Origin of the sequence: Nocardioides sp. Soil796, assembly GCF_001429525.1 — a bacterium.
GTDB lineage: Bacteria > Actinomycetota > Actinomycetes > Propionibacteriales > Nocardioidaceae > Nocardioides.
In genome coordinates this window covers 129,069-149,295 of sequence record NZ_LMSQ01000019.1, presented here as the reverse complement: position 1 = coordinate 149,295, position 20,227 = coordinate 129,069, and the positions used below count along the sequence as shown (strand labels likewise).

The window sequence follows — 20,227 nt, the reverse complement described above, 5'->3', positions numbered from 1 at the left end:
ACTTGTCCGTGGCGCCCGGCGCGGGCCAGATCGACAGGCGGCTCGACCCGTGACCGCGGGTGCGGGGCCGTTCCCTAGGATGGTCGGCGTGACTGCACAGAAGCTCGACGGGACGGCCACTGCTGCGGCGATCAAGGACGAACTGCGTTCCAGGGTCGCCGCGCTCAAGGAACGGGGCATCACCCCCGGGCTCGGCACGGTGCTGGTCGGTGACGACCCCGGCAGCCGGTGGTACGTCAACGGCAAGCACAAGGACTGCGCCGAGGTCGGCATCGAGTCGATCCGCGTCGACCTCCCCGAGGTGGCCACCCAGGCAGAGATCGAGGACGCCGTCCGCACGCTCAACGAGGACCCCGCCTGCACCGGCTACATCGTGCAGCTGCCGCTGCCCCGCGGCCGCGACGAGAACCGGGTGCTCGGCCTGATCGACCCCGCGAAGGACGCCGACGGCCTGCACCCGACCAATCTGGGCTGGCTGGTGCTCGGCAACGAGGCGCCGCTGCCCTGCACGCCGCACGGCATCGTCGAGCTGCTGCGTCGCCACGACGTGCCGATCGCCGGCGCCGACGTGGTCGTGGTCGGCCGAGGTGTCACCGTCGGTCGTCCACTCGGCCTGCTGCTGACCCGCCGCTCCGAGAATGCCACGGTCACGCTGTGCCACACCGGCACCGTCGACCTGGCCGCCCACGTGCGCAATGCCGACATCGTGGTGGCCGCCGCCGGCGTGCCCGGCATCATCAGCAAGGACATGGTCAAGCCCGGTGCCGCCGTGCTCGACGTGGGGGTCTCGCGGGTCGACGGCAAGATCGCCGGCGACGTGGCCGACGACGTCTGGGATGTCGCCGGATGGGTCTCGCCGAACCCCGGCGGTGTCGGCCCGATGACCCGCGCGATGCTGCTGGCCAACGTGGTCTCGATCGCCGAGAGCACGCTGGCCTGATCGTGGCCGAGCAGCCCGAGGACGTGTCGCCACAGGAAGACCCGGCGGGCCAGCCGGCGGCGGAGCCGGCTGGACCGGTGGCAGATCCGGCGGCTGACCCGGTGGCGGGACCTGTCGCCGAACCCCCGGCGCCGCGCGCGGTCACCGAGATCAAGAAGCCGTCGACGCTCGGCGGCATCATCTACCTCGTGGCGCTGGCCGGTGCCCTGATCGGCGTCGTCGTGGCCGCGACGGGGTCGTGGCGCTCCGGGGTCAGCTGGCTGGCCCTGTCACTGCTCGTCGCCGCCGGTGCCCGTCTGGCGCTGAACGACGACGACGCCGGCATGCTGCGGGTGCGCCGCAAGGGACTGGACGCCACGATCCTGGTGGTGATGGCGGTGTCCCTGCTGGTGCTGGTCGCCTCGATCCCCGACCAGCCCGGCTGAACCGCAGCCCGGCTGAAATGCAGGAAGCCGGCACGAGTTGTCTCCAACTCGTGCCGGCTTCGTGCGTGATGCGGGTGCTGCCTCAGATCAGGCCGAGCTCGGTCACCGCGGCGCGCTCTTCGGCGAGCTCGGCGACGGTGGCGTCGATGCGGGTCTGCGAGAACTCGTTGACCTCGAGGCCCTGGACGATCTCCCAGTTGCCGTCCTTGGTGGTGACGGGGAACGAGGAGATGAGGCCCTCGGGCACGCCGTAGGAGCCGTCGGAGCGCACGGCCATCGAGACCCAGTCACCCTCGGGGGAGCCGTTCAGCCAGTCGCGGGCGGCGTCGCAGGTCGCCGAGGCTGCCGAGGCGGCCGAGGAGGCGCCACGGGCGTCGATGATCGCGGCGCCACGCTTGGCGACGGTCGGGATGAACGTGTCGGCCAGCCAGGCCTGGTCGTTGACGACCTCGGCGGCGTTCTTGCCACCGACCTCCGCGTGGAAGATGTCGGGGTACTGGGTGGCCGAGTGGTTGCCCCAGATCGTCATCTTCTTGATGTCGTTGACCGACGCACCGGTCTTCGCGGCGAGCTGCGAGATCGCGCGGTTGTGGTCGAGACGGGTCAGCGCCGAGAACCGCTCCTGCGGGATGTCGGGCGCGTTGGTCATCGCGATCAGTGCGTTGGTGTTGGCCGGGTTGCCGGTCACACCGATGCGTACGTCGTCCGCGGCGACCTCGTTGAGCGCCTTGCCCTGGCCGGTGAAGATCGCACCGTTGGCGGAGAGCAGGTCGGAACGCTCCATGCCCGGTCCGCGCGGGCGCGCGCCGACGAGCAGGGCGAGGTTGACGCCGTCGAAGATCTTGTTGGGGTCGTCGCCGATCTCGACGCCGGCAAGGTTCGGGAAGGCGCAGTCGTCGAGCTCCATGACGACACCCTCGAGTGCCTTGAGCGCGGGCGTGATCTCGAGCAGTCGCAGCTCGATGGGCCGGTCGCCCAAGGCGCCACTGGCGAGACGGAAGAGCAGGCTGTAGCCGATCTGGCCGGCTGCGCCGGTCACGGCCACCTTGAGCGGTGTGCTCACAGGGGGTCTCCTTCGAAGATGCGGGTGATCGTTCCTGACGCTAGCAGCGGGCGGGAGCCCCCGACCGCCGGGGTCTCACGGATGGGATGCTGTGCGCCATGCGTCTCCTGGTTGCCCGAGTTGTCGGCCCGGTCGTGGCCCCCGGCCTGGCCCTCGCCCTGCTGTGCGGCTGCGGCTCGGCGCCGGAACGGATCGACCCCACCGGCATCGACTCCCTGACCATCCCGACCCCGTCGCCGGACCCGTCCGACTTCACCGTGCGCATCGACAACCGCTGGCTGCCGCTGGCTCCGGGCACCACGTGGACCTACGAGGTCACCGGCAGCGCCCGGGCCAGCACCGCGACCACCACGGTCACCGACCAGACGTCGACGATCGCCGGCGTGCGGACGGTCGTCGTACGACACGAGACGCTGGGGCGGCGCGGTCGGGTGCTCGAGACGACCGACTCCTACTACGCCCAGGATCGCGACGGGAACGTCTGGATCTTCGGGACGACCGGGCCCGACGGTTGGCGGGCCGGTGAGGACAGCGCGGAGGCCACCCTGGCGATGGCCGACGGGCCTCGTCACGGCGACGGGTACGCCGCCGAGTTCGTCGGGGGAGCGATCACCCGCGCCGCGGAGGTGCGTGCGACGAACGCGACCACCTACACGCCGTACGGCGAGTTCGACGACGTCGTCGAGGTCGAGGAGACCGGAGTCGAAGAGGGAGCGGAGCCCTACGTGTCGTCGTACGCCGAGGGCGTCGGCCTGGTCGAGGTGGACCGCACCGGAGCCGAAGGACTCGAGCTGGTGGACGTGCAGCGCTGACTCCGTCCTCGACATGACGAAGGCCCCGACACCGCGGCTGCGATGTCGGGGCCCCTCGTCTGTTCTGTGTCAGCTGACCCGGATCAGCTGGGTCTTCTCAACTGGGGTCGTCGGGCTGGCGGATCTGGGTCCGCGAGCCGTCGTCCTCCGGGGGAGTCCACGGCTCGGGCTCCGGAGCCGGCTGGCCCCACGACTGCTGCTCGGGCGCCTGCGGTGCCTGCGGCGCCTGGGGCGCGGGCCACTGCTGCTCGGGAGCCTGCGGTGCCTGCGGGGCACCCCACTGCTGCTCGGGCGCCTGCTGGCCCCACTGCTGCTCCGGAGCGGGCTGGCCCCACTGCTGCTCGGGTGCGCCCTGACCCCACTGCTGGTCCGGGGCGCCCTGCTGGGGCGGTGCCTGGCCGGCCCACTGCTGCTGGTTGGGGTCCCAGCCCTGCTGCGCGTTCTGGTCCCAGCCGCCCTGCTGGTGCTGGGCGTTCGGGTCCCAGCCGCCGGCGAAACCGGTGGCCTGGGCGTTGCCGCCACCGAAGTTGAGGCCGGAGCCGGCGACCGGCTCGCCGTCGCTGCCGAAGATCAGGGCGTAGGTGAAGCCGGCGATCGCGGCACCGAGGAGCGGGGCGACGATGAAGACCCAGACCTGCACCAGTGAGTCGGTGCCGGCGAAGAGCGCCGGGCCGATCGAACGGGCCGGGTTGACCGACGTGCCGGTCAGCGGGATGAGGGCCAGGTGAATGCCGGTCAGGGCGAGGCCGATGGCGACCGGAGCGGCAGCGGTGCTCGGGTTGCGCTTGTCGGTCGCGGCGAGGATCACGTAGAGGAAGATCGCGGTGCCGATGACCTCGACCAGCAGTGCCGACCACAGGGCGATGCCGCTGCCACTCTCGTCGCCGTAGTTGTTCTGACCCATGGCGCCCTCGGCGTCCCAGCCGTCGATGCCCTTGAAGACGATGAACAGTGCGGCGGCCGCGACGATCGCGCCCACGAGCTGGGCGGCGGCGTAGAAGCCGGCCTGGACCCACGAGAGCCGGCCGGCCATGGCGGCACCGACCGAGACGGCCGGGTTGAAGTGGCCACCGGAGATGTGGCCGACGGCGTACGCCATGACGAGGACCGCGAAGCCGAAGGCCAGGGCGACACCGGCGATGCCGACGCCCAGGGTCCCCCCACCCTCCAGATCGGGTGCGAGGGACATCGCGGCGCCGACGCCGACGAAGACGAGGACGAATGTGCCGAGGACCTCGGCGGAGAGCTTCTGGACCAGTGTCGGTTCAGGTGTGGCTGGTGTGTCGGTCATCCGAGAACCCCTTTGTCGCACGACGTTGACCCCTGACGTTTCAGGGCGCACCCAGAACTCTAGACCGATGAGGTGTCGGGTGCGAGGCTGGACGCGACCCCGTGTCAGGTATCTTGATGTCAAGAAACCCACTGACCGCACAGGCACACCCCACCCAGGGGCACAGACCGATCAGGAGTCGCCGCACCCATGGCCAAGATCCTCTACACCTACACCGACGAGGCGCCGATGCTGGCGACCCACTCGTTCCTCCCGATCATCCAGGCGTACGCCTCCACCGCCGGCGTCGACGTCGAGACCCGCGACATCTCGCTGGCCGCCCGGATCCTCGCGCAGTTCACCGACCGCCTCCCCGCCGAGCAGCAGGTCCCCGACACGCTCGGCGAGCTCGGGGCCCTGGCCAAGACGCCCGAGGCCAACATCATCAAGCTGCCCAACGTCAGCGCCTCGATCCCGCAGCTGAAGGCCGCGATCAAGGAGCTCCAGGCGGCCGGCTTCGACCTGCCCGACTACCCGGAGGACTCCGACTCCGACGAGGCGAAGGACATCCGCGCCCGCTACGACAAGGTCAAGGGCTCCGCGGTCAACCCGGTGCTCCGCGAGGGCAACTCCGACCGTCGCGCGCCCGCGTCGGTCAAGGCCTACGCCCGCAAGAACCCCCACTCGATGGGCGCCTGGAGCGCCGACTCGAAGACCAACGTGGCCACCATGGCCGAGGCCGACTTCCGGCACAACGAGAAGTCCGTGATCCTCGAGGCCGACGACGACCTCCGCATCCAGCACGTTGCCGCCGACGGTACGACGACCGTGCTGCGCGAGTCGATCCCCGTGCTCGCCGGTGAGGTCGTCGACGGCACCGTCATGCACGTCGCCAAGCTGCAGGAGTTCCTCAAGGCGCAGATCGCCAGGGCCAAGGCTGACGACGTCCTGTTCTCGGTGCACCTCAAGGCCACGATGATGAAGGTCTCCGACCCGATCGTCTTCGGCCACGTCGTCAAGGCCTTCTTCCCCGACGTCTTCGCGCAGTACGGCGACCAGCTGGCCGAGGCCGGCCTGTCCGCCAACGACGGACTCGGCGGAATCCTGGCCGGCCTCGACAAGCTCGAGAACGGTGCGGAGATCAAGGCCGCGTTCGAGAAGGGCATCGCCGACGGCCCGCGCCTGGCGATGGTCGACTCCGACAAGGGCATCACCAACCTCCACGTGCCCAGCGACGTCATCGTCGACGCCTCCATGCCGGCGATGATCCGCACCTCGGGCCACATGTGGGGTCCCGACGGCAACGAGGCCGACACCCTCGCCGTACTCCCCGACAGCAGCTACGCCGGCATCTACCAGGCCGTGATCGACGACTGCCGGGCCAACGGCGCCTACGACCCGACCACGATGGGCTCGGTGCCCAACGTCGGCCTGATGGCCCAGGCGGCCGAGGAGTACGGCTCGCACGACAAGACCTTCGAGGTCGCCTCCGCCGGCAAGGTGCAGGTGCTGAACAAGGCCGGCGAGGTGCTGATCGAGCACGACGTCGAGGCCGGTGACATCTGGCGCGCCTGCCAGACCAAGGACGTGCCGATCCGCGACTGGGTCAAGCTCGCCGTCACCCGGGCCCGTGCCTCGAAGACGCCGGCCGTGTTCTGGCTCGACGAGACCCGTGCCCACGACCGCAACCTGATCTCCCTGGTCGAGAAGTACCTCAAGGACCACGACACCGAGGGCCTCGACCTCCGCATCCTCGCGCCGATCGAGGCCACCGCGTTCTCCATCGAGCGGATCCGCAAGGGCGAGGACACCATCTCGGTGACCGGCAACGTGCTGCGTGATTACAACACCGACCTCTTCCCGATCCTCGAGCTCGGCACGTCGGCGAAGATGCTCTCCGTCGTCCCCCTGATCAACGGTGGTGGGCTCTTCGAGACCGGCGCCGGCGGCTCGGCGCCCAAGCACGTGCAGCAGCTGGTCAAGGAGAACTACCTGCGCTGGGACAGCCTCGGCGAGTTCCTGGCGCTGGCGGTCAGCTTCGAGCACTTCGCGCAGGTCAACGACAACGCCCGTGCGCAGATCCTGGCCGACACCCTCGACCGCGCCACCGGCACGTTCCTGCTGGAGAACAAGTCGCCGTCGCGCAAGGTCGGCTCGATCGACAACCGTGGCTCGCACTTCTACCTCGCGCTGTTCTGGGCCGAGGAGCTGGCCAAGCAGACCGAGGACGCCGAGCTCGCGGCGGCGTTCGCGGAGCTGGCCGGCAACCTGCGCAGCAACGAGGAGGCGATCAACTCCGAGCTGATCGGCGTCCAGGGCTCGCCCGCGGACATCGGTGGCTACTACAAGGTCGACGAGGCCAAGACGGACGCCGTGATGCGTCCCTCGGCCACGCTCAACGACCTGATCGGCTCGCTCAGCGTCTGATCACCACGCGCCACCAACGGTGTGGATCGCAGTCACCCAGTGACTGTGATCCACACCGTTCTCGTTCTCCGCCCCGGAACTGTTCACCCCCGCGCTCTTCACAAGTGGCCCGGAGCACGATGAACTGTCGGCCACGGGCCTTCGGGCCGTTCTCGGGAACAGGAGTGAACCATGCCGATCCGCATGTCCAGCCTCGTCGCCGCCCTGGTGCTGGCCCTCTCCAGCCTCGTCCTCCTCGGCTCCGCACCGGCCAGTGCTGACGCCTGCTACACGTGGAGTCGCACGCTGCGCTCCGGCACCACCGGGTCCGACGTCGCCGAGCTCCAGGAGCGCGTCGCCGGATGGGCCGGCTACGGCGTCAACATGGCCATCGACGGCAGCTACGGCCCGCAGACCACCCAGGCGGTGAGGAACTTCCAGGCCGCCTACGGACTGAGCCCCGACGGTGTCGCCGGCCCGGCCACCCAGTCGAAGATCTATGCGCTGCAGGACGCCGACTGCTCCCCGCTCCACTTCGCGTGGAGCGAGGTCGACGGGGGCTGCGGGGCCGGCGGCTACAGCGGTGGCTCGGTGAGTGCGACGACGGTCAAGACCAACCTGTTGCGGTCGATGTGGCGCGCCGAGGCACTCCGCCACCGCATGGGCGACAACCCGATCCGCGTCACGTCAGGTTTCCGCTCCCAGGCCTGTGACCGCCAGGTCGGCGGTTCGGGCACCGGTCAGCACACCTATGGTCGCGCCCTCGACCTGGTGCCAGAGAACGGCAACTCGACGTACTGCCGGATCGCCCAGAATGCGCGCTACATCGGCTACGGCACGATCTTCGGTCCGGGCTATCCCGACCACAACGACCACGTGCACGTGGACATCCGGTCCGGTCGCACGTGGAGCGCGCCGAACTGCGGCATCTGACTGCGGCATCTGACTGGGGCATCTGACCCGACGGGTGGCTCCGCCGGTGGACCTGGCGGACGCCGTACCTGTGCCGAAAACCAGATGAGTCTGTCGGTGCGGAGACGTAGTCTCGACAGGTCATGACCGAGACCCTCACCACCGCCCCCGACCGGCCGCCCGTCGCCCCGTCGCGACCCGCACCCGTCGACGGGGCGCGGCGGGTCGACTGGCGTCGCATGAAGTCGCCGATCGCCGCCGCGGCACTGGTGTGCGCGGCCATCGCGGCGATCTCCACCACCTTCGGAACGGTCGTCATCGGCCGGCTCGCCGAGCACCCGACGAGCGGCCTGGTGTGGCTGCTGGCGGCGTGCGTGATCGGGGCCTCGATCATCGACACGTTCGGCAAGATCGTGTGGGTCGGGCTCTCCGACCGCGCCGAGGGCCGGCTCCGTGAAGACCTGCTCAGCGCGGCCATGCGCCAGCCGCTGGCCACCCTCTCCGAGCAGGCCGTGGGCGAGATCCTCGACCGGGTCGACGACGACACCCACGAGGTCGGCAACCTCGTGCGCTGGCAGCTGTGGATGTTCGCCCGCACCGTCTTCGGGGTGGTGCCGATGTGGATCGTGGCCGGTGTGACCTGGTGGCCTTCGTGGCTGCTGTTCCCGGCACTCGGGGTGGTCACCTGGTTCGCGATCAAGCCACTGTTGGGCGAGATCTCCCGTCGCAAGGTGATCGAGGAGATGGCGTGGACCGACCACGCCGCCGCACTCGAGGAGGGCATCGCCGGGCGCGACGACCTGCGCACCAGCCTCGGCCAGGCCCACGTCATCGCACGCGTCGCCAAGCTCTCCTCCGCCGTCCACACGAAGTTCCGGGCGGTGCTCGACATCGAGCGCCGGCTGGCCCTGCGCGCCGGCCTGTTGCTGCACGCCCTCCTCGCCGGCATCGGCGTCGCGGGCATCGCCCTGGCCGGCAACGGCGACCTGTCCGTCGCCAAGCTGGTCACCCTCTTCCTGGTCACGTCGACCTTCGTCGGCCAGATCGCGATGCTGGCCAACCACCTGCCCGACCTCCAGGCCGGCCTCGGTGCCGTCATCCGGCTGCGCCAGATGCTGGCCTCCGAGCCCGAGCCCGAAGGTGGCCGGCCGCTCCCGTCCGCCGACCGGCTCGAGCTCGAGATCCGCGGGCTCACCTTCGCGTACGACGAGGGCACCTTCGCCCTGCGCGACATCAACCTGTTCCTCCCGGCCGGCGACACGATCGCGCTGGTCGGCCGCACCGGCTCGGGCAAGTCGACGCTGGCCTCGCTGATCTCGCGTGCGGTCGAGCCGCCGCGCGGTGCGGTGCTGCTCGGCGGCGTCGACGTTCTCGACCTCGACCTCCAGCAGCTGCGCTCCGCGGTCGGCGTGGTCACCCAGCGCACCGAGATCCTGGCCGGCACCCTCGCCGAGAACATCACGCTCTTCGGCGACACCTCCCGTGACGAGATCGAGCGTGCGGTCGCCGAGCTCGGCCTCGACGACTGGGTCGCGGGCCTCCCCGCTGGCCTCGACACCCTGCTCGGCCCGGGCGGCACCTCGCTGTCGGCGGGGGAGGAGCAGCTGGTCGCCTTCGCCCGGTTGTTGATCCGCAACGTGCGCGTCGTCGTACTCGACGAGGCGACCGCCCGCATGGACCCCCTCACCGAGCACCGCGTCGTCGCCGCCGCCGACCGGCTGCTGCGCGGGCGCACCGGCGTGCTGATCGCGCACCGGCTCAGCACCATCGAGCGGGCACCCCACGTGGCGGTGCTCGACCACGGTCGCGTCGTGCAGGACGGGCTCCGCGCCACCCTGGCCCTCGAGCCCGGGGCGTTCCGCGACCTGCTGCACGACAGCCGCATCCAGCACCTGGTCGACCACGAGGACGACGACGCCCCCGCGCCGGTCGAGCACTCCACCCTCGACCACGCGGCCCAGAGCGCCGCCGAGGCCGCCGCAGTCGGTGGCCGACGCCGCACCGGTACGCCGCCCCCGGTGCGCGAGGTCGGCAACGGACCGTCGCTGGCCAAGGGCATCTTCCACGCGCTGCTGGTGCGCCCGTCCTGGGGCATCGCCGGGGCCGTGCTGTTCCTCATGGTGTCGGTGATCGGCGCCCAGGGAGCCGTGACCGGCCTGGTCTGGGGCCACATCGTCGAGGACCTCCAGGACGGCGACACCCCCGGGCTGCTCAGCGTGGCGCTGGTCGCCTGCCTGCTGGCGATGCCGTTCATGCTGGCCGACGCGTTCTGGCGCTACCCGCGCTGGTGGATCGAGGTCATGCTGCGCACCCGCATGTCGGTGCTGCACGGCCAGACCGCCCAGGAGCGCCTCGTGCGTACGCCTCCCGGTGAGGTGGTCGCGCGTTCCATGGACGCCGACCGCTACGCCCGCTACGCCGACCGCTGGGTCGACTTCATCAACGGCATGCTGATCGCCGCCTTCACCGCGCTGCTGGCCGGCACATGGGTGGCCGGTGCCGTGCTGCTCGCGGTGATGGTCACCTCGGCCCTGGCCTCCTCGATCGGCCGGCCGATCGCCGGACGCTCCGCAGCCGAGGCGTCCGCGGCCCGCGCCCGGTTCGGCCGTGCGCTGGTCTCGGCGCTCGAGTCGGCCCGCACCGTCAAGCTCGCCGCAGCGACCCCGTCGGTGCACCGACACCTGCGCGACGTCGACGCCGGACGCGTCAACGCCGCGGTGAAGGAGCACCGGGTCCAGGCGTTCCTCGACGGCGTGCCGATCGTGATGGTGCAGTGCGGTGTGGTCACCGCCTGGGCGATCTACTTCGGCGGCGGCTGGAGCCTGGCCACCGCGCTCCTCGTCGCGAACGCCGTGGCCGGCTTCGACTGGTTCGGCCGCGTCGCCGGCATGGTCGTCACCGAGGCCCCGGGCACCCGCGCCTGGCAGGTCGAGACCAGCCGGTTCGCTGGTGGTGTCGACCTGATGGACCTGCCGCCCGGCGTCGACCTCGTCTCCGGTGCCGCACCCGAGCCCGCTCCGTCGAGCCGGGTTCCTCTGCAACAGCTCGAGCTGCGGGGGTTCTCGGCCTTGCACGACGACGGCACGCTCGGTGTCTCCGGGGTCGACCTCACCGTCGAGGCCGGAGAACTGGTGCTGCTGGTCGGTCAGGTCGGCTCGGGCAAGTCGAGCCTGCTCGCCGCATTGGCCGGGCTGATCGGGCATCGCGGCGAGATCCTCTGGAACGACCGCGACGTCGACGACCCGGAGAGGTTCCTGCGCCCCGGCCAGGTCTCCCACGTGGCCCAGGTGCCGCGGGTGCTGTCGGGCACCTTCGACGAGAACGTGCGACTCGGCCACCAGCGCGCCTTCGACGCCCCGGTCGGGGTGGCGCGGCTCGGCTCCGACATCGAGGAGGCCGGCGGCAAGGACGCCCTGGTCGGTCACCGAGGTGTCCGGCTCTCCGGCGGACAGGTGCAGCGTCTGGCCCTGGCCCGCGCCCTGGCCACCGACGCCGAGCTGATGCTCGCCGACGACGTCTCCAGCGCGCTCGACGCCAGCACCGAGGTCGAGCTCTGGCAGGCGCTGCGCGACCGCGGGGCCACGGTGATCGGCGCGACCGCCAAGCGTGCCGCGCTCTCGCGTGCCGACCGGGTGGTCGTGCTGGTCGACGGCGAGGTCGCCGCGGTCGGACCGTGGAGCGAGCTCGCTCCACGGTGGGGTCACCTGGCCGGGTGAGCGTGGTTTCGAGACGGCCACCTCAACCACGGGCGGTTTCGAGACGGTCGCTGGGGCGACCTCCTCAACCAACGATCAACCACTTGGCGGGCTGAGCGTGGTTTCGAGACGGTCGCTGGCGCGACCTCCTCAACCAACGGTGGTAGTGGTGGCGTGTGTGCCCAGCGACACGGAATAGGCGGTCGGCGTGAGCCGGTTGGAGAATGCGATGAGCATGCCAGCCACAGAGCGCCCCGCCGCCGAACCCCGCACCCCGACCCGGTCCTCCGAGACGTCGACCCACTTCGGGTTGGCCGTGCTCGCCCTGGCCATGGGCGGGTTCGCGATCGGCACCACCGAGTTCGTCACGATGGGCCTGCTGCCGCAGATCGCCGACGGCGTCGACGTCAGCATCCCGACCAGCGGCCACGTCATCTCGGCGTACGCCCTGGGTGTCGTGGTGGGCGCGCCGCTGCTGGCGTTCTTCGGTGCCAGGCTGCCGCGTCGGGCGCTGCTGGTCTCGCTGATGGTTGCCTTCGCGATCGGCAACGGGCTCAGCGCCCTGGCGTCCAACTACGAGCTGCTGACCGCGGCCCGCTTCCTCTCCGGGCTCCCGCACGGCGCGTACTTCGGAGTAGCCTCCCTGGTCGCCGCCCAGCTGGCCGCCCCCGGCCGCAAGGGCCGCGCGGTTGCCCTGGTGATGCTCGGACTCTCGATCGCCAACGTGATCGGGGTGCCCGCGGCCACCTGGATGGGGCAGAACCTCGGCTGGCGCTCGGCGTACGTCGCGGTCTCCGTGCTCGGCGTCGTGACGATCTCGATGATCCTGGCCTCGGTGCCCTCGATCCCGGCCGACCCCGGGGCGAGCGGACGGCGCGAGCTCGCGGCGTTCTCCCGGGTCCAGGTCTGGCTGACCCTGCTGGCCGGTGCGGTCGGCTTCGGCGGCATGTTTGCGGTCTACTCCTACATCTCGCCGACGATCACCGAGGTGGGGGAGCTCCGCGAGTCGGCGGTGCCGATCTTCCTGTTGATGTTCGGCCTGGGCATGACGTTCGGGACCTGGCTGGCCGGCGAGCTCGCCGACTGGTCGGTCTTCGGCTCGCTGCTCGGCTCCGCCCTCGGCATGGGTGTGGTGCTGCTGCTGTTCGCCGCGGTCACGCCGTACGGCTGGTGGGCCCTGCCGTTCGCGTTCGCGATCTCCGCGATCAGCTCGGTGCTGGTGGTCAACCTGCAGCTGCGGCTGATGGAGGTGGCCGGTGACGCCCAGACCCTCGGTGCCGCGATGAACCACGCCTCGCTCAACGTGGCCAACGCGTTGGGCGCCTGGCTCGGCGGCCTGGTCATCGCCGCCGGGTGGGGCTATCGCTCGCCCGCGCTGGTCGGTGTGGCGCTGTCGGTTGCCGGGTTCGTCGTGCTGGTGGTCTCGCTCGTCCTGCACCGCCGCGAGGGTCACGTCGAGGCACTGCCGCAGTCCTGACAGAATGCCCGCATGTCCACCTCGACCACCCCTCAGGTTGCTGTGGCCGGCGCCGGGACGGGCACTGCTCGCCCGCGGGTTCTCTCCGGCATCCAGCCCACCGCTGACTCGTTCCACTTCGGCAACTACCTCGGTGCCCTGCGCCAGTGGGTGGACCTGCAGGAGAACTACGAGCCGTTCTTCTTCATCGCCGACCAGCACGCGATCACGTTGGAGCAGGACCCGAAGGTGCTGCGTGAGCGGTGTCTTCGTGCGGCCGCCCAGCTGATCGCGATGGGCATCGACCCGTCCCGTGCGGCGATCTTCATCCAGAGCCAGGTGCCCGCCCACTCGCAGCTCAGCTGGGTGCTGCAGTGCCTGACCGGCTTCGGTGAGGCCCGACGGATGACCCAGTTCAAGGACAAGTCAGCCAAGGGGGGAGAGGGCGCCGCGTCCGTCGGGCTGTTCACCTACCCGATCCTCCAGGCCGCCGACATCCTGCTCTACCGGCCGCACTACGTGCCGGTCGGCGAGGACCAGCGCCAGCACCTCGAGCTGACCCGCGACCTCGCCCAGCGGTTCAACCACCGCTACAAGAAGACGTTCCGGCTGCCCGAGCCCTACATCCTCAAGGCGACCGCGAAGATCACCGACCTCCAGGACCCGGTCTCGAAGATGTCGAAGTCGGCGTCCTCGCCCAGCGGCATCATCGACCTGCTCGACGACCCCAAGGTGAGCGCGAAGAAGATCCGCTCCGCGGTCACCGACTCCGGGTCGGAGGTGCGCTTCGACGTCGAGGAGAAGCCGGGCGTCTCCAACCTGCTCACGATCTACTCGGCCCTGACCGGTCGCGCGATCGACGACATCGCGGGGTCGTACGACGGCAAGGGGTACGGCGACTTCAAGAAGGACCTGGCCGACGTCGTGGTCGAGTTCGTGACGCCGTTCCGGGACCGGACCCTCGAGCTGCTCGAGGACAAGGACACCCTCAGCGACGTGCTCGCCTCGGGTGCCGAGAAGGCGTCCGCGGTCGCGGAGAAGACCCTCGCCGACGTCTATGAACGGGTGGGCTTCGTGGCACCCGGCAGGCGTTAGGGTCGTTCCGTGTCGACCATTGGTGTTGCGATCGCCATCCCGGAGCCCTGGGCCACCCAGCTGCAGGACTACCGAACCTCCATCGGCGACGCCACGGCCACGATGATCCCGACGCACATCACGCTGGTGCCGCCGACAGAGTGCAACGACCTCGACCTGGTCGAGGACCACCTGCGCTCGGTGGCCGGGTCCGCGGCCCCGTTCACCGTGCACCTGCGCGGGACCGGGTCGTTCCGTCCGGTGTCTCCCGTGGTCTTCGTCGGTGTCGTGGAAGGCATCTCCGCGTGCGAGCAGCTGGCGTTCGCCGTACGCCGTGGCCCGCTGGCCAGCGAGCTCGAGTTCCCCTACCACCCGCACGTGACGATCGCCCACCACCTCGACGACCAGACGCTGGATCGTGCGTTCACCGAGCTGGCCGGCTTCGAGTGCCGCTTCCCCGCGGACGAGTTCCATCTCTACGTGCACGACGACAAGATCGGCTGGCAGGTGGACAGATCGTTTGCGCTGGGCGGCTCCGCCGTGATCGCCTGAACGCGTGCCTTCACTGAAAGAACGCCTCGACGAGCGCATCACCCGACTCCGGGCCCGACGTCCGATCTTCGACCACCTGATGCGGATGGTGGAGCACTTCGGCAACGTCAAGGGCAACCTTCAGGCCGGTGCGGTGACCTACTTCGCGTTCCTGTCCTTCTTCCCGATCCTGGCCCTGGCGTTCTTCGTGGTCGGCTACGTCGCGAAGGTCTACCCCGACGCGCAGGACAACCTCACCGACGCCCTGACCGGTGTGCTGCCCGGCATGATCGGCAACGCCGACGGCCAGATCTCGCTGAAGGCGATCCAGGACTCGGCCGGTGCCGTCGGGCTGATCGGTCTGGCCGGTGTGCTGTACGCCGGACTCGGCTGGTTGTCCGGCATGCGTGAGGCACTGTTGGTGATGTTCGAGACGCCGCAGCGAGAACAGCCGAACTTCGTCGTCGGCAAGCTCCGCGACCTCGTCTCGCTCGCCCTGATCGGCCTGGTGATGATCCTCAGCGTGGCGGTCTCGAGTGTGATCGCCCGGTTCTCCAGGGAGTTGCTGGATCTGGTGGGTCTCGGTGTCGGCCTCGCGCCGTTGCTGCAGGTGATCTCGGTGGCGGTCGGGGTGGGCGCGAGCATGGTGCTGTTCTTCGCGATCTTCAAGCTGCTCGCGGACCCGGAGGTCCCGCGCCCCTCGCTGTGGTCCGGGGCCCTGCTCGGTGCGCTCGGGTTCGAGGTGCTCAAGCAGCTCTCGACGTTCCTGATCGCCTCGACCAAGTCGCAGCCGGCGTTCCAGGCGTTCGGGATCGCGCTGATCCTGGTGGTCTGGATCAACTACTTCTCGCGAGTCGTCATGTACGCCGCCGCCTGGGCCTACACCTCGACGGCAGCGCGGACCATCAGGGAGGCCCAGGCCCGCGAGCAGGAGGCCATCGAGGCTGCGGCCGAGGGACCCATCGGGCAGTTCGTCGTACCCACCGGGTCCAGGTCCTTCGTGCGCAGTCCCAAGGCCGCCTTCGCCGCCGGTGCGGGATCCATGCTCGCCGTGATCGGTGTGGTGCGTCGCAAGCGGGGCTGAGTCGTCAGATCCCCCGCGGCCCCACGACCCCCGCCGCCCTCACCGCCTCCCGAGGTTGCTCAGCCGGCGGGCAGGGACGACCCGAGCCAGGGAAGGGCTCCTGCGGCCGTAGGGATCAACGTCCATGGCCCGCCAGGGGGCGTGGGGACGAGCCGCCCGTGCAGGCTGGGGTACCACGGACCCGGTGGGTCCAGGGAGAACCGGGTCCTCTCGGCTCCGGCCACGTCACGGTGCGGAACGGCCGCCGTGACCAGTCCTCCGACCACGACGAAGCCACTCACCGTGGCGAGGAACGGCATCGGGTCCACACGCTGTGCGCGCAGCCGGAAGAAGAGCCGGGTGATGGCAGAGACCCGCCACCCATCACAGACTGCCGCCCGTCGTTCGGAGTCCGTGACGAGTCCGGAAACACGCGACGGGTCGATGCGGGCGACGAAGCATCCCTGCTGCAGCTCCGCCGGTAGCGCGGACTCGGGGACGGGCGGCCGCACGAGCGCCTGAACGGCCGCAGCGCGATAGAGCAGGCTTCCCCGCAGTCGCAGGGCGTCTCCTGCCAGACCGGCCTTGAGGGCGCGCCGGGCCGGCTCCCGGGCGAGGCCGAGTGCACCCAGCATCGTCGTTGCTTCCCGCTCGCTGATCATCACGGCATCGGAATCTGAAGCTTTTTCGGATGCGTGGGGTGTTGCCGAGTCGTCGTCTGCTGTCATGGCCCGACACGCTAGGCATGGCCACCGACAGCCACACCGACACCGACACCGGCGCCGGCGGTCTGCTCGGCCCCGGAGCAGTCGGGCGTGCACTCGGTCTGATGGGCCGATTGGCCTCAACTACGCATGACAGAAGGAGCCAATCGGCCCGGCAGACGTAGTAGGAGACCGGCATGCCCTCGCGCGCGAGTGGCCCGCGAACAGGCAGACAGCACAAGGCCCGTAGACAGCACGGAGCCCGTAGACAACACAGGGCCATCCGGAGATCCGGATGGCCCTGGTTGATCGATGCTGAACTGCTCAGCGACCGTGCTTCATCGCGGTGCGCAGGTCCTTGTTGAGCTGGGAGATCACGTCGAGCGGGATCTCCTTGGGGCAGGCCGACGTGCACTCACCGATGTTGGTGCAGCCACCGAAGCCCTCGTGGTCGTGCTGGGCGACCATGTTCACGACGCGCTTGTCGCGCTCGGCCTGGCCCTGGGGGAGCTGGCCGAGGTGGGTGATCTTGGCACCCATGAACAGGGAGGCCGAGCCGTTCGGGCACGCGGCCACGCAGGCGCCACAGCCGATGCAGGTGGCCATGTCGAACGCGCGGTCCGCGTCCTCCTTGGGCACCTGGACCGAGTGCGCCTCGGGTGCGGAACCCGTGTTCACCGAGATGTAGCCACCCTGCTGGATGATCCGGTCGAACGCGCCACGGTCGACGACGAGGTCCTTGAGCACCGGGAACGCGTCGGCACGCCACGGCTCGATGGTGATCGTCTCGCCGTCCTTGAACGACCGCATGTGCAGCTGGCAGGTCGTGGTGGTGACGGGTCCGTGCGCCTGGCCGTTGATCATCAGGCCACACATGCCGCAGATGCCCTCGCGACAGTCCGAGTCGAACGCGACCGGGTCCTCGCCGGCAGCGTTGAGCTGCTCGTTGAGCACGTCGAGCATCTCGAGGAACGACATGTCCTCCGAGACGTCCTCGACCTGATAGGTGTGCATCTTGCCGGGGGACGTGGCGTCGGGCTGGCGCCAGATGTTCAGGGTCAGCTTCATACCGGTCTTCGTTCCGTCTGGCGCGCTCACTTGTAGCTCCGCTGCTTCATCTCGATGGCGGTGTAGGTCAGGTCTTCCTTGTGCAGGATCGGCTTCTCGCCGTCCGCGACGAACTCCCAGGCCGCGACGTAGGCGAACGCGTCGTCGTGACGCAGCGCCTCGCCGTCCTCGGTCTGGCTCTCGGCACGGAAGTGTCCACCACAGGATTCGCGGCGGTTCAGCGCGTCGATGCACATCAGCTCACCGAGCTCGATGAAGTCGGCCACCCGGCCGGCCTTCTCGAGGCTCTGGTTGAGGCTGTCGGCGGTGCCGAGCACCTTCACGTTGCGGTAGAAGTCGTCCTTCAGGGTGCGGATGAGGTCGATCGCCTTCTTCAGGCCGTCCTCGGTCCGCTCCATGCCGCAGTACTCCCACATGATGTGGCCGAGCTCGCGGTGGTAGGAGTCGACGCTCCGGGTGCCGCCCACGGTGAGGAAGTGGTTGATCCGCTCCTCCACCGCGGCCTTCGCCTCGACCACGGCCGGGTGCGACTCCTCGAGCTTCTCGAAGGGTCCGTCGGCAAGGTAGTCGCGGATCGTGTGCGGGAGCACGAAGTACCCGTCGGCCAGGCCCTGCATCAGTGCGGAGGCACCGAGACGGTTGGCGCCGTGGTCGGAGAAGTTCGCCTCGCCGGTCACGAACAGGCCCGGGATCGAGCTCTGCAGGTCGTAGTCGACCCACAGGCCGCCCATGACGTAGTGCACGGCCGGGTAGATCCGCATCGGGGTCTCGTACGGGTCCTCGCCGGTGATCCGGGCGTACATGTCGAAGAGGTTGCCGTACTTCTCCTCGACCGCGTCACGGCCGAGTCGGCCGATCGCGTCGGCGAAGTCGAGGTAGACGCCACGGCGTACGCCCTCCACCTCAGGACCGACACCACGGCCGTCGTCGCACTGGTACTTCGCGGCGCGGGAGGCGATGTCGCGGGGGACCAGGTTGCCGAAGCTCGGGTAGATCCGCTCCAGGTAGTAGTCGCGGTCCTCCTCGGGGATCTCGCGCGGGTCCTTGGCGCAGTCGGCCTTGTTCTTCGGGACCCAGATCCGGCCGTCGTTGCGCAGCGACTCCGACATCAGGGTCAGCTTCGACTGGTGCGGGCCCGAGACCGGGATGCAGGTCGGGTGGATCTGCGTGTAGCAGGGGTTGGCCATGTAGGCGCCCTTGCGGTGTGCCCGCCACGCGGCGGTGACGTTGCAGCCCATCGCGTTGGTCGACAGGTAGAAGACGTTGCCGTAGCCGCCGGAGGCGAGTACGACGACGTCGGCGAGGTGGGTCTCGATCTCGCCGGTCACCATGTCGCGCACGATGATGCCGCGGGCCCGGCTCTGACCGGCCTCGTCCTCCGCGACGATGACCTCGAGCATCTCGTGCCGGGTGTACGTCGTGACGGTGCCGGCGGCAACCTGGCGCTCGAGGGCCTGGTAGGCGCCGATCAGCAGCTGCTGTCCGGTCTGTCCGCGCGCGTAGAACGTGCGGGAGACCTGGACGCCACCGAACGAGCGGTTGTCGAGCAGGCCGCCGTACTCGCGGGCGAACGGGACGCCCTGGGCGACGCACTGGTCGATGATGTTGGTGCTGACCTCGGCGAGGCGGTAGACGTTCGACTCGCGCGAGCGGTAGTCGCCGCCCTTGACGGTGTCGTAGAAGAGACGGTGGACCGAGTCGCCGTCCTCCTTGTAGTTCTTGGCCGCGTTGATGCCGCCCTGGGCCGCGATCGAGTGCGCGCGACGCGGGGAGTCCTGGTAGCAGAAGGACTTCACGTTGTAGCCGGCCTCGCCGAGTGTGGCCGCGGCCGAGGCGCCGGCCAGACCGGTGCCGACGATGATCACGTCGAGCTTGCGACGGTTGGACGGGTTGACCAGGCGGGCCTCGAACTTGCGCGTGCTCCAGCGCTGGTCGATCGGGCCGGTCGGTGCCTTGGCGTCGACGATCGGCTCGCCCGGCGTGTAGTAGTCGATCGCGTCGTCGATCAGGTCCGGGTCGATCGTGGGAGCGTCCGCGTGCGAGTCGACGTCGGAGGAGAACTCGGAATGAGAGTCAGTCATTTGTGCGATCAGTCCTTAGTCGACGATGCCGAGGAGGATGGACAGCGGCACCAGGGCGAAGCCGCCGGCGATCACCACTGCGAGGAATACACCGGCGAAGTTCGCGCGGGCACGGCTCTTGGCGTTGTTGGTCAGGCCGAGGGTCTGGCAGGCACTCCACACGCCGTGGCGCAGGTGCATGGCCAGGGCGCCCATGGCGAGCAGGTAGATCACGGTGACCCACCACATCTCGGGCTGGAACGAGCTCACCACGCGCTCGTACGGCGAGTCCTTGTCGCCGTTGACGTTGATGGTGCGGGTCGTGAAGTGCAGCAGGTGGAAGATCACGAACAGCAGCAGCGTCACCCCGCCCCAACGCATCATCTTCGAGCTGAGCGTCGCTGCGACGGCCTTCTTCACGACGTACTTCTGGGTGCGCGCCCTGTTGGCACGGCCCCAGAGCGTGAAGGCCGCGTAGGCGTGGCCGATGATCGACAGCAGGAGTACTGCGCGGATGATCCACAGCAGTCCCTCGTGCGGGAGCATCGGCTCCCCGAAGGTCCGCAAGTGGTGCGCGTACTCGTCAAAGGCTTCCTGGCCGGCGAAGACCTTGAGGTTGCCGTACATGTGCAGCAGCACGTAGCCGATGAAGACCAGGCCGGTGACGGCCATCAGGAGCTTCAGTGCGATCGTCGATCGCGTCGACCGGCTGCCTTTTACTAGAGTCGGGATTGCCACGGTGGCACGG

At 69.5% G+C, this 20,227-nt stretch carries 16 protein-coding genes; 10 read left to right on the top strand and 6 right to left on the bottom strand.

Annotated elements, in window-relative coordinates; all coding sequences use genetic code 11:
* Positions 1–88 precede the first annotated feature (88 nt).
* Positions 89–940 (top strand): bifunctional methylenetetrahydrofolate dehydrogenase/methenyltetrahydrofolate cyclohydrolase, encoded by an 852-nt coding sequence (locus ASH02_RS17965; RefSeq protein WP_056679502.1) that lies wholly within the window; start codon positions 89–91, stop codon positions 938–940.
* Positions 941–942: 2 nt separating this feature from the next.
* Positions 943–1,365 carry a DUF3017 domain-containing protein gene (locus ASH02_RS17960; protein ID WP_056678877.1) on the top strand — a complete coding sequence of 141 codons (423 nt, stop codon included), beginning with the start codon at positions 943–945 and terminating at the stop codon, positions 1,363–1,365.
* An 82-nt stretch (positions 1,366–1,447) separates the two neighbouring features.
* Here the strand turns inward: ASH02_RS17960 and ASH02_RS17955 are convergent, their stop codons facing one another.
* Positions 1,448–2,428, bottom strand: a complete 981-nt coding sequence (locus ASH02_RS17955) for a malate dehydrogenase (RefSeq protein WP_056678874.1) — start codon at positions 2,426–2,428, stop codon at positions 1,448–1,450.
* Between the two features lie 98 nt (positions 2,429–2,526).
* Between ASH02_RS17955 and ASH02_RS17950 the strand changes: the two genes are divergently transcribed.
* Complete coding sequence (locus ASH02_RS17950) at positions 2,527–3,240, top strand: hypothetical protein (protein ID WP_156393535.1); 714 nt, start codon at positions 2,527–2,529, stop codon at positions 3,238–3,240.
* A 97-nt stretch (positions 3,241–3,337) separates the two neighbouring features.
* On the opposite strand, the gene ASH02_RS25730 is transcribed toward ASH02_RS17950, so the two are convergent.
* A complete protein-coding gene (locus ASH02_RS25730) occupies positions 3,338–4,531 on the bottom strand; it encodes an MIP family channel protein (RefSeq protein ID WP_082563615.1) in 1,194 nt (397 codons plus the stop codon).
* A 189-nt stretch (positions 4,532–4,720) separates the two neighbouring features.
* On the opposite strand from ASH02_RS25730, the gene ASH02_RS17940 reads away from it, so the two are divergent.
* The 7 genes from ASH02_RS17940 (at position 4,721) to ASH02_RS17910 (ending at position 15,668) form a co-directional block, all read left to right on the top strand.
* Entirely contained in the window at positions 4,721–6,937 is a 2,217-nt protein-coding gene (locus ASH02_RS17940) for an NADP-dependent isocitrate dehydrogenase (protein WP_056678868.1), read from the top strand.
* 171 nt (positions 6,938–7,108) lie between these two features.
* Positions 7,109–7,849 carry a D-Ala-D-Ala carboxypeptidase family metallohydrolase gene (locus ASH02_RS17935; RefSeq protein ID WP_056678864.1) on the top strand — a complete coding sequence of 247 codons (741 nt, stop codon included), beginning with the start codon at positions 7,109–7,111 and terminating at the stop codon, positions 7,847–7,849.
* A 122-nt stretch (positions 7,850–7,971) separates the two neighbouring features.
* The gene (locus tag ASH02_RS17930; protein WP_056678861.1) at positions 7,972–11,544 is read left to right on the top strand and encodes an ATP-binding cassette domain-containing protein; all 3,573 of its coding nucleotides are present in this window, start codon (positions 7,972–7,974) and stop codon (positions 11,542–11,544) included.
* A gap of 208 nt (positions 11,545–11,752) precedes the next feature.
* The gene (locus tag ASH02_RS17925; protein ID WP_082563614.1) at positions 11,753–13,000 is read left to right on the top strand and encodes an MFS transporter; all 1,248 of its coding nucleotides are present in this window, start codon (positions 11,753–11,755) and stop codon (positions 12,998–13,000) included.
* A gap of 12 nt (positions 13,001–13,012) precedes the next feature.
* Positions 13,013–14,074: a tryptophan--tRNA ligase gene (gene trpS, locus ASH02_RS17920; protein ID WP_056678858.1), complete on the top strand. Its 1,062-nt coding sequence runs from the start codon at positions 13,013–13,015 to the stop codon at positions 14,072–14,074.
* Positions 14,075–14,083: 9 nt separating this feature from the next.
* Positions 14,084–14,605 (top strand): 2'-5' RNA ligase family protein, encoded by a 522-nt coding sequence (locus ASH02_RS17915; RefSeq protein ID WP_056678855.1) that lies wholly within the window; start codon positions 14,084–14,086, stop codon positions 14,603–14,605.
* 4 nt (positions 14,606–14,609) lie between these two features.
* Positions 14,610–15,668: a YihY/virulence factor BrkB family protein gene (locus tag ASH02_RS17910; RefSeq protein ID WP_056678852.1), complete on the top strand. Its 1,059-nt coding sequence runs from the start codon at positions 14,610–14,612 to the stop codon at positions 15,666–15,668.
* Positions 15,669–15,727: 59 nt separating this feature from the next.
* Here the strand turns inward: ASH02_RS17910 and ASH02_RS17905 are convergent, their stop codons facing one another.
* The 4 genes from ASH02_RS17905 to ASH02_RS17890 all read right to left on the bottom strand — a co-directional run bounded on the left by ASH02_RS17905 (position 15,728) and on the right by ASH02_RS17890 (position 20,217).
* Positions 15,728–16,309 carry a hypothetical protein gene (locus ASH02_RS17905; RefSeq protein WP_056678849.1) on the bottom strand — a complete coding sequence of 194 codons (582 nt, stop codon included), beginning with the start codon at positions 16,307–16,309 and terminating at the stop codon, positions 15,728–15,730.
* Positions 16,310–16,675: 366 nt separating this feature from the next.
* On the bottom strand, positions 16,676–17,419 hold the full coding sequence (locus tag ASH02_RS17900) for a succinate dehydrogenase/fumarate reductase iron-sulfur subunit (protein ID WP_056678846.1): 744 nt from the start codon (positions 17,417–17,419) through the stop codon (positions 16,676–16,678).
* Positions 17,420–17,445: 26 nt separating this feature from the next.
* The gene (locus tag ASH02_RS17895) at positions 17,446–19,500 is read right to left on the bottom strand and encodes a fumarate reductase/succinate dehydrogenase flavoprotein subunit (protein WP_082563613.1); all 2,055 of its coding nucleotides are present in this window, start codon (positions 19,498–19,500) and stop codon (positions 17,446–17,448) included.
* Between the two features lie 15 nt (positions 19,501–19,515).
* Positions 19,516–20,217 carry a succinate dehydrogenase cytochrome b subunit gene (locus tag ASH02_RS17890; RefSeq protein WP_056678843.1) on the bottom strand — a complete coding sequence of 234 codons (702 nt, stop codon included), beginning with the start codon at positions 20,215–20,217 and terminating at the stop codon, positions 19,516–19,518.
* Positions 20,218–20,227: the final 10 nt, after the last annotated feature.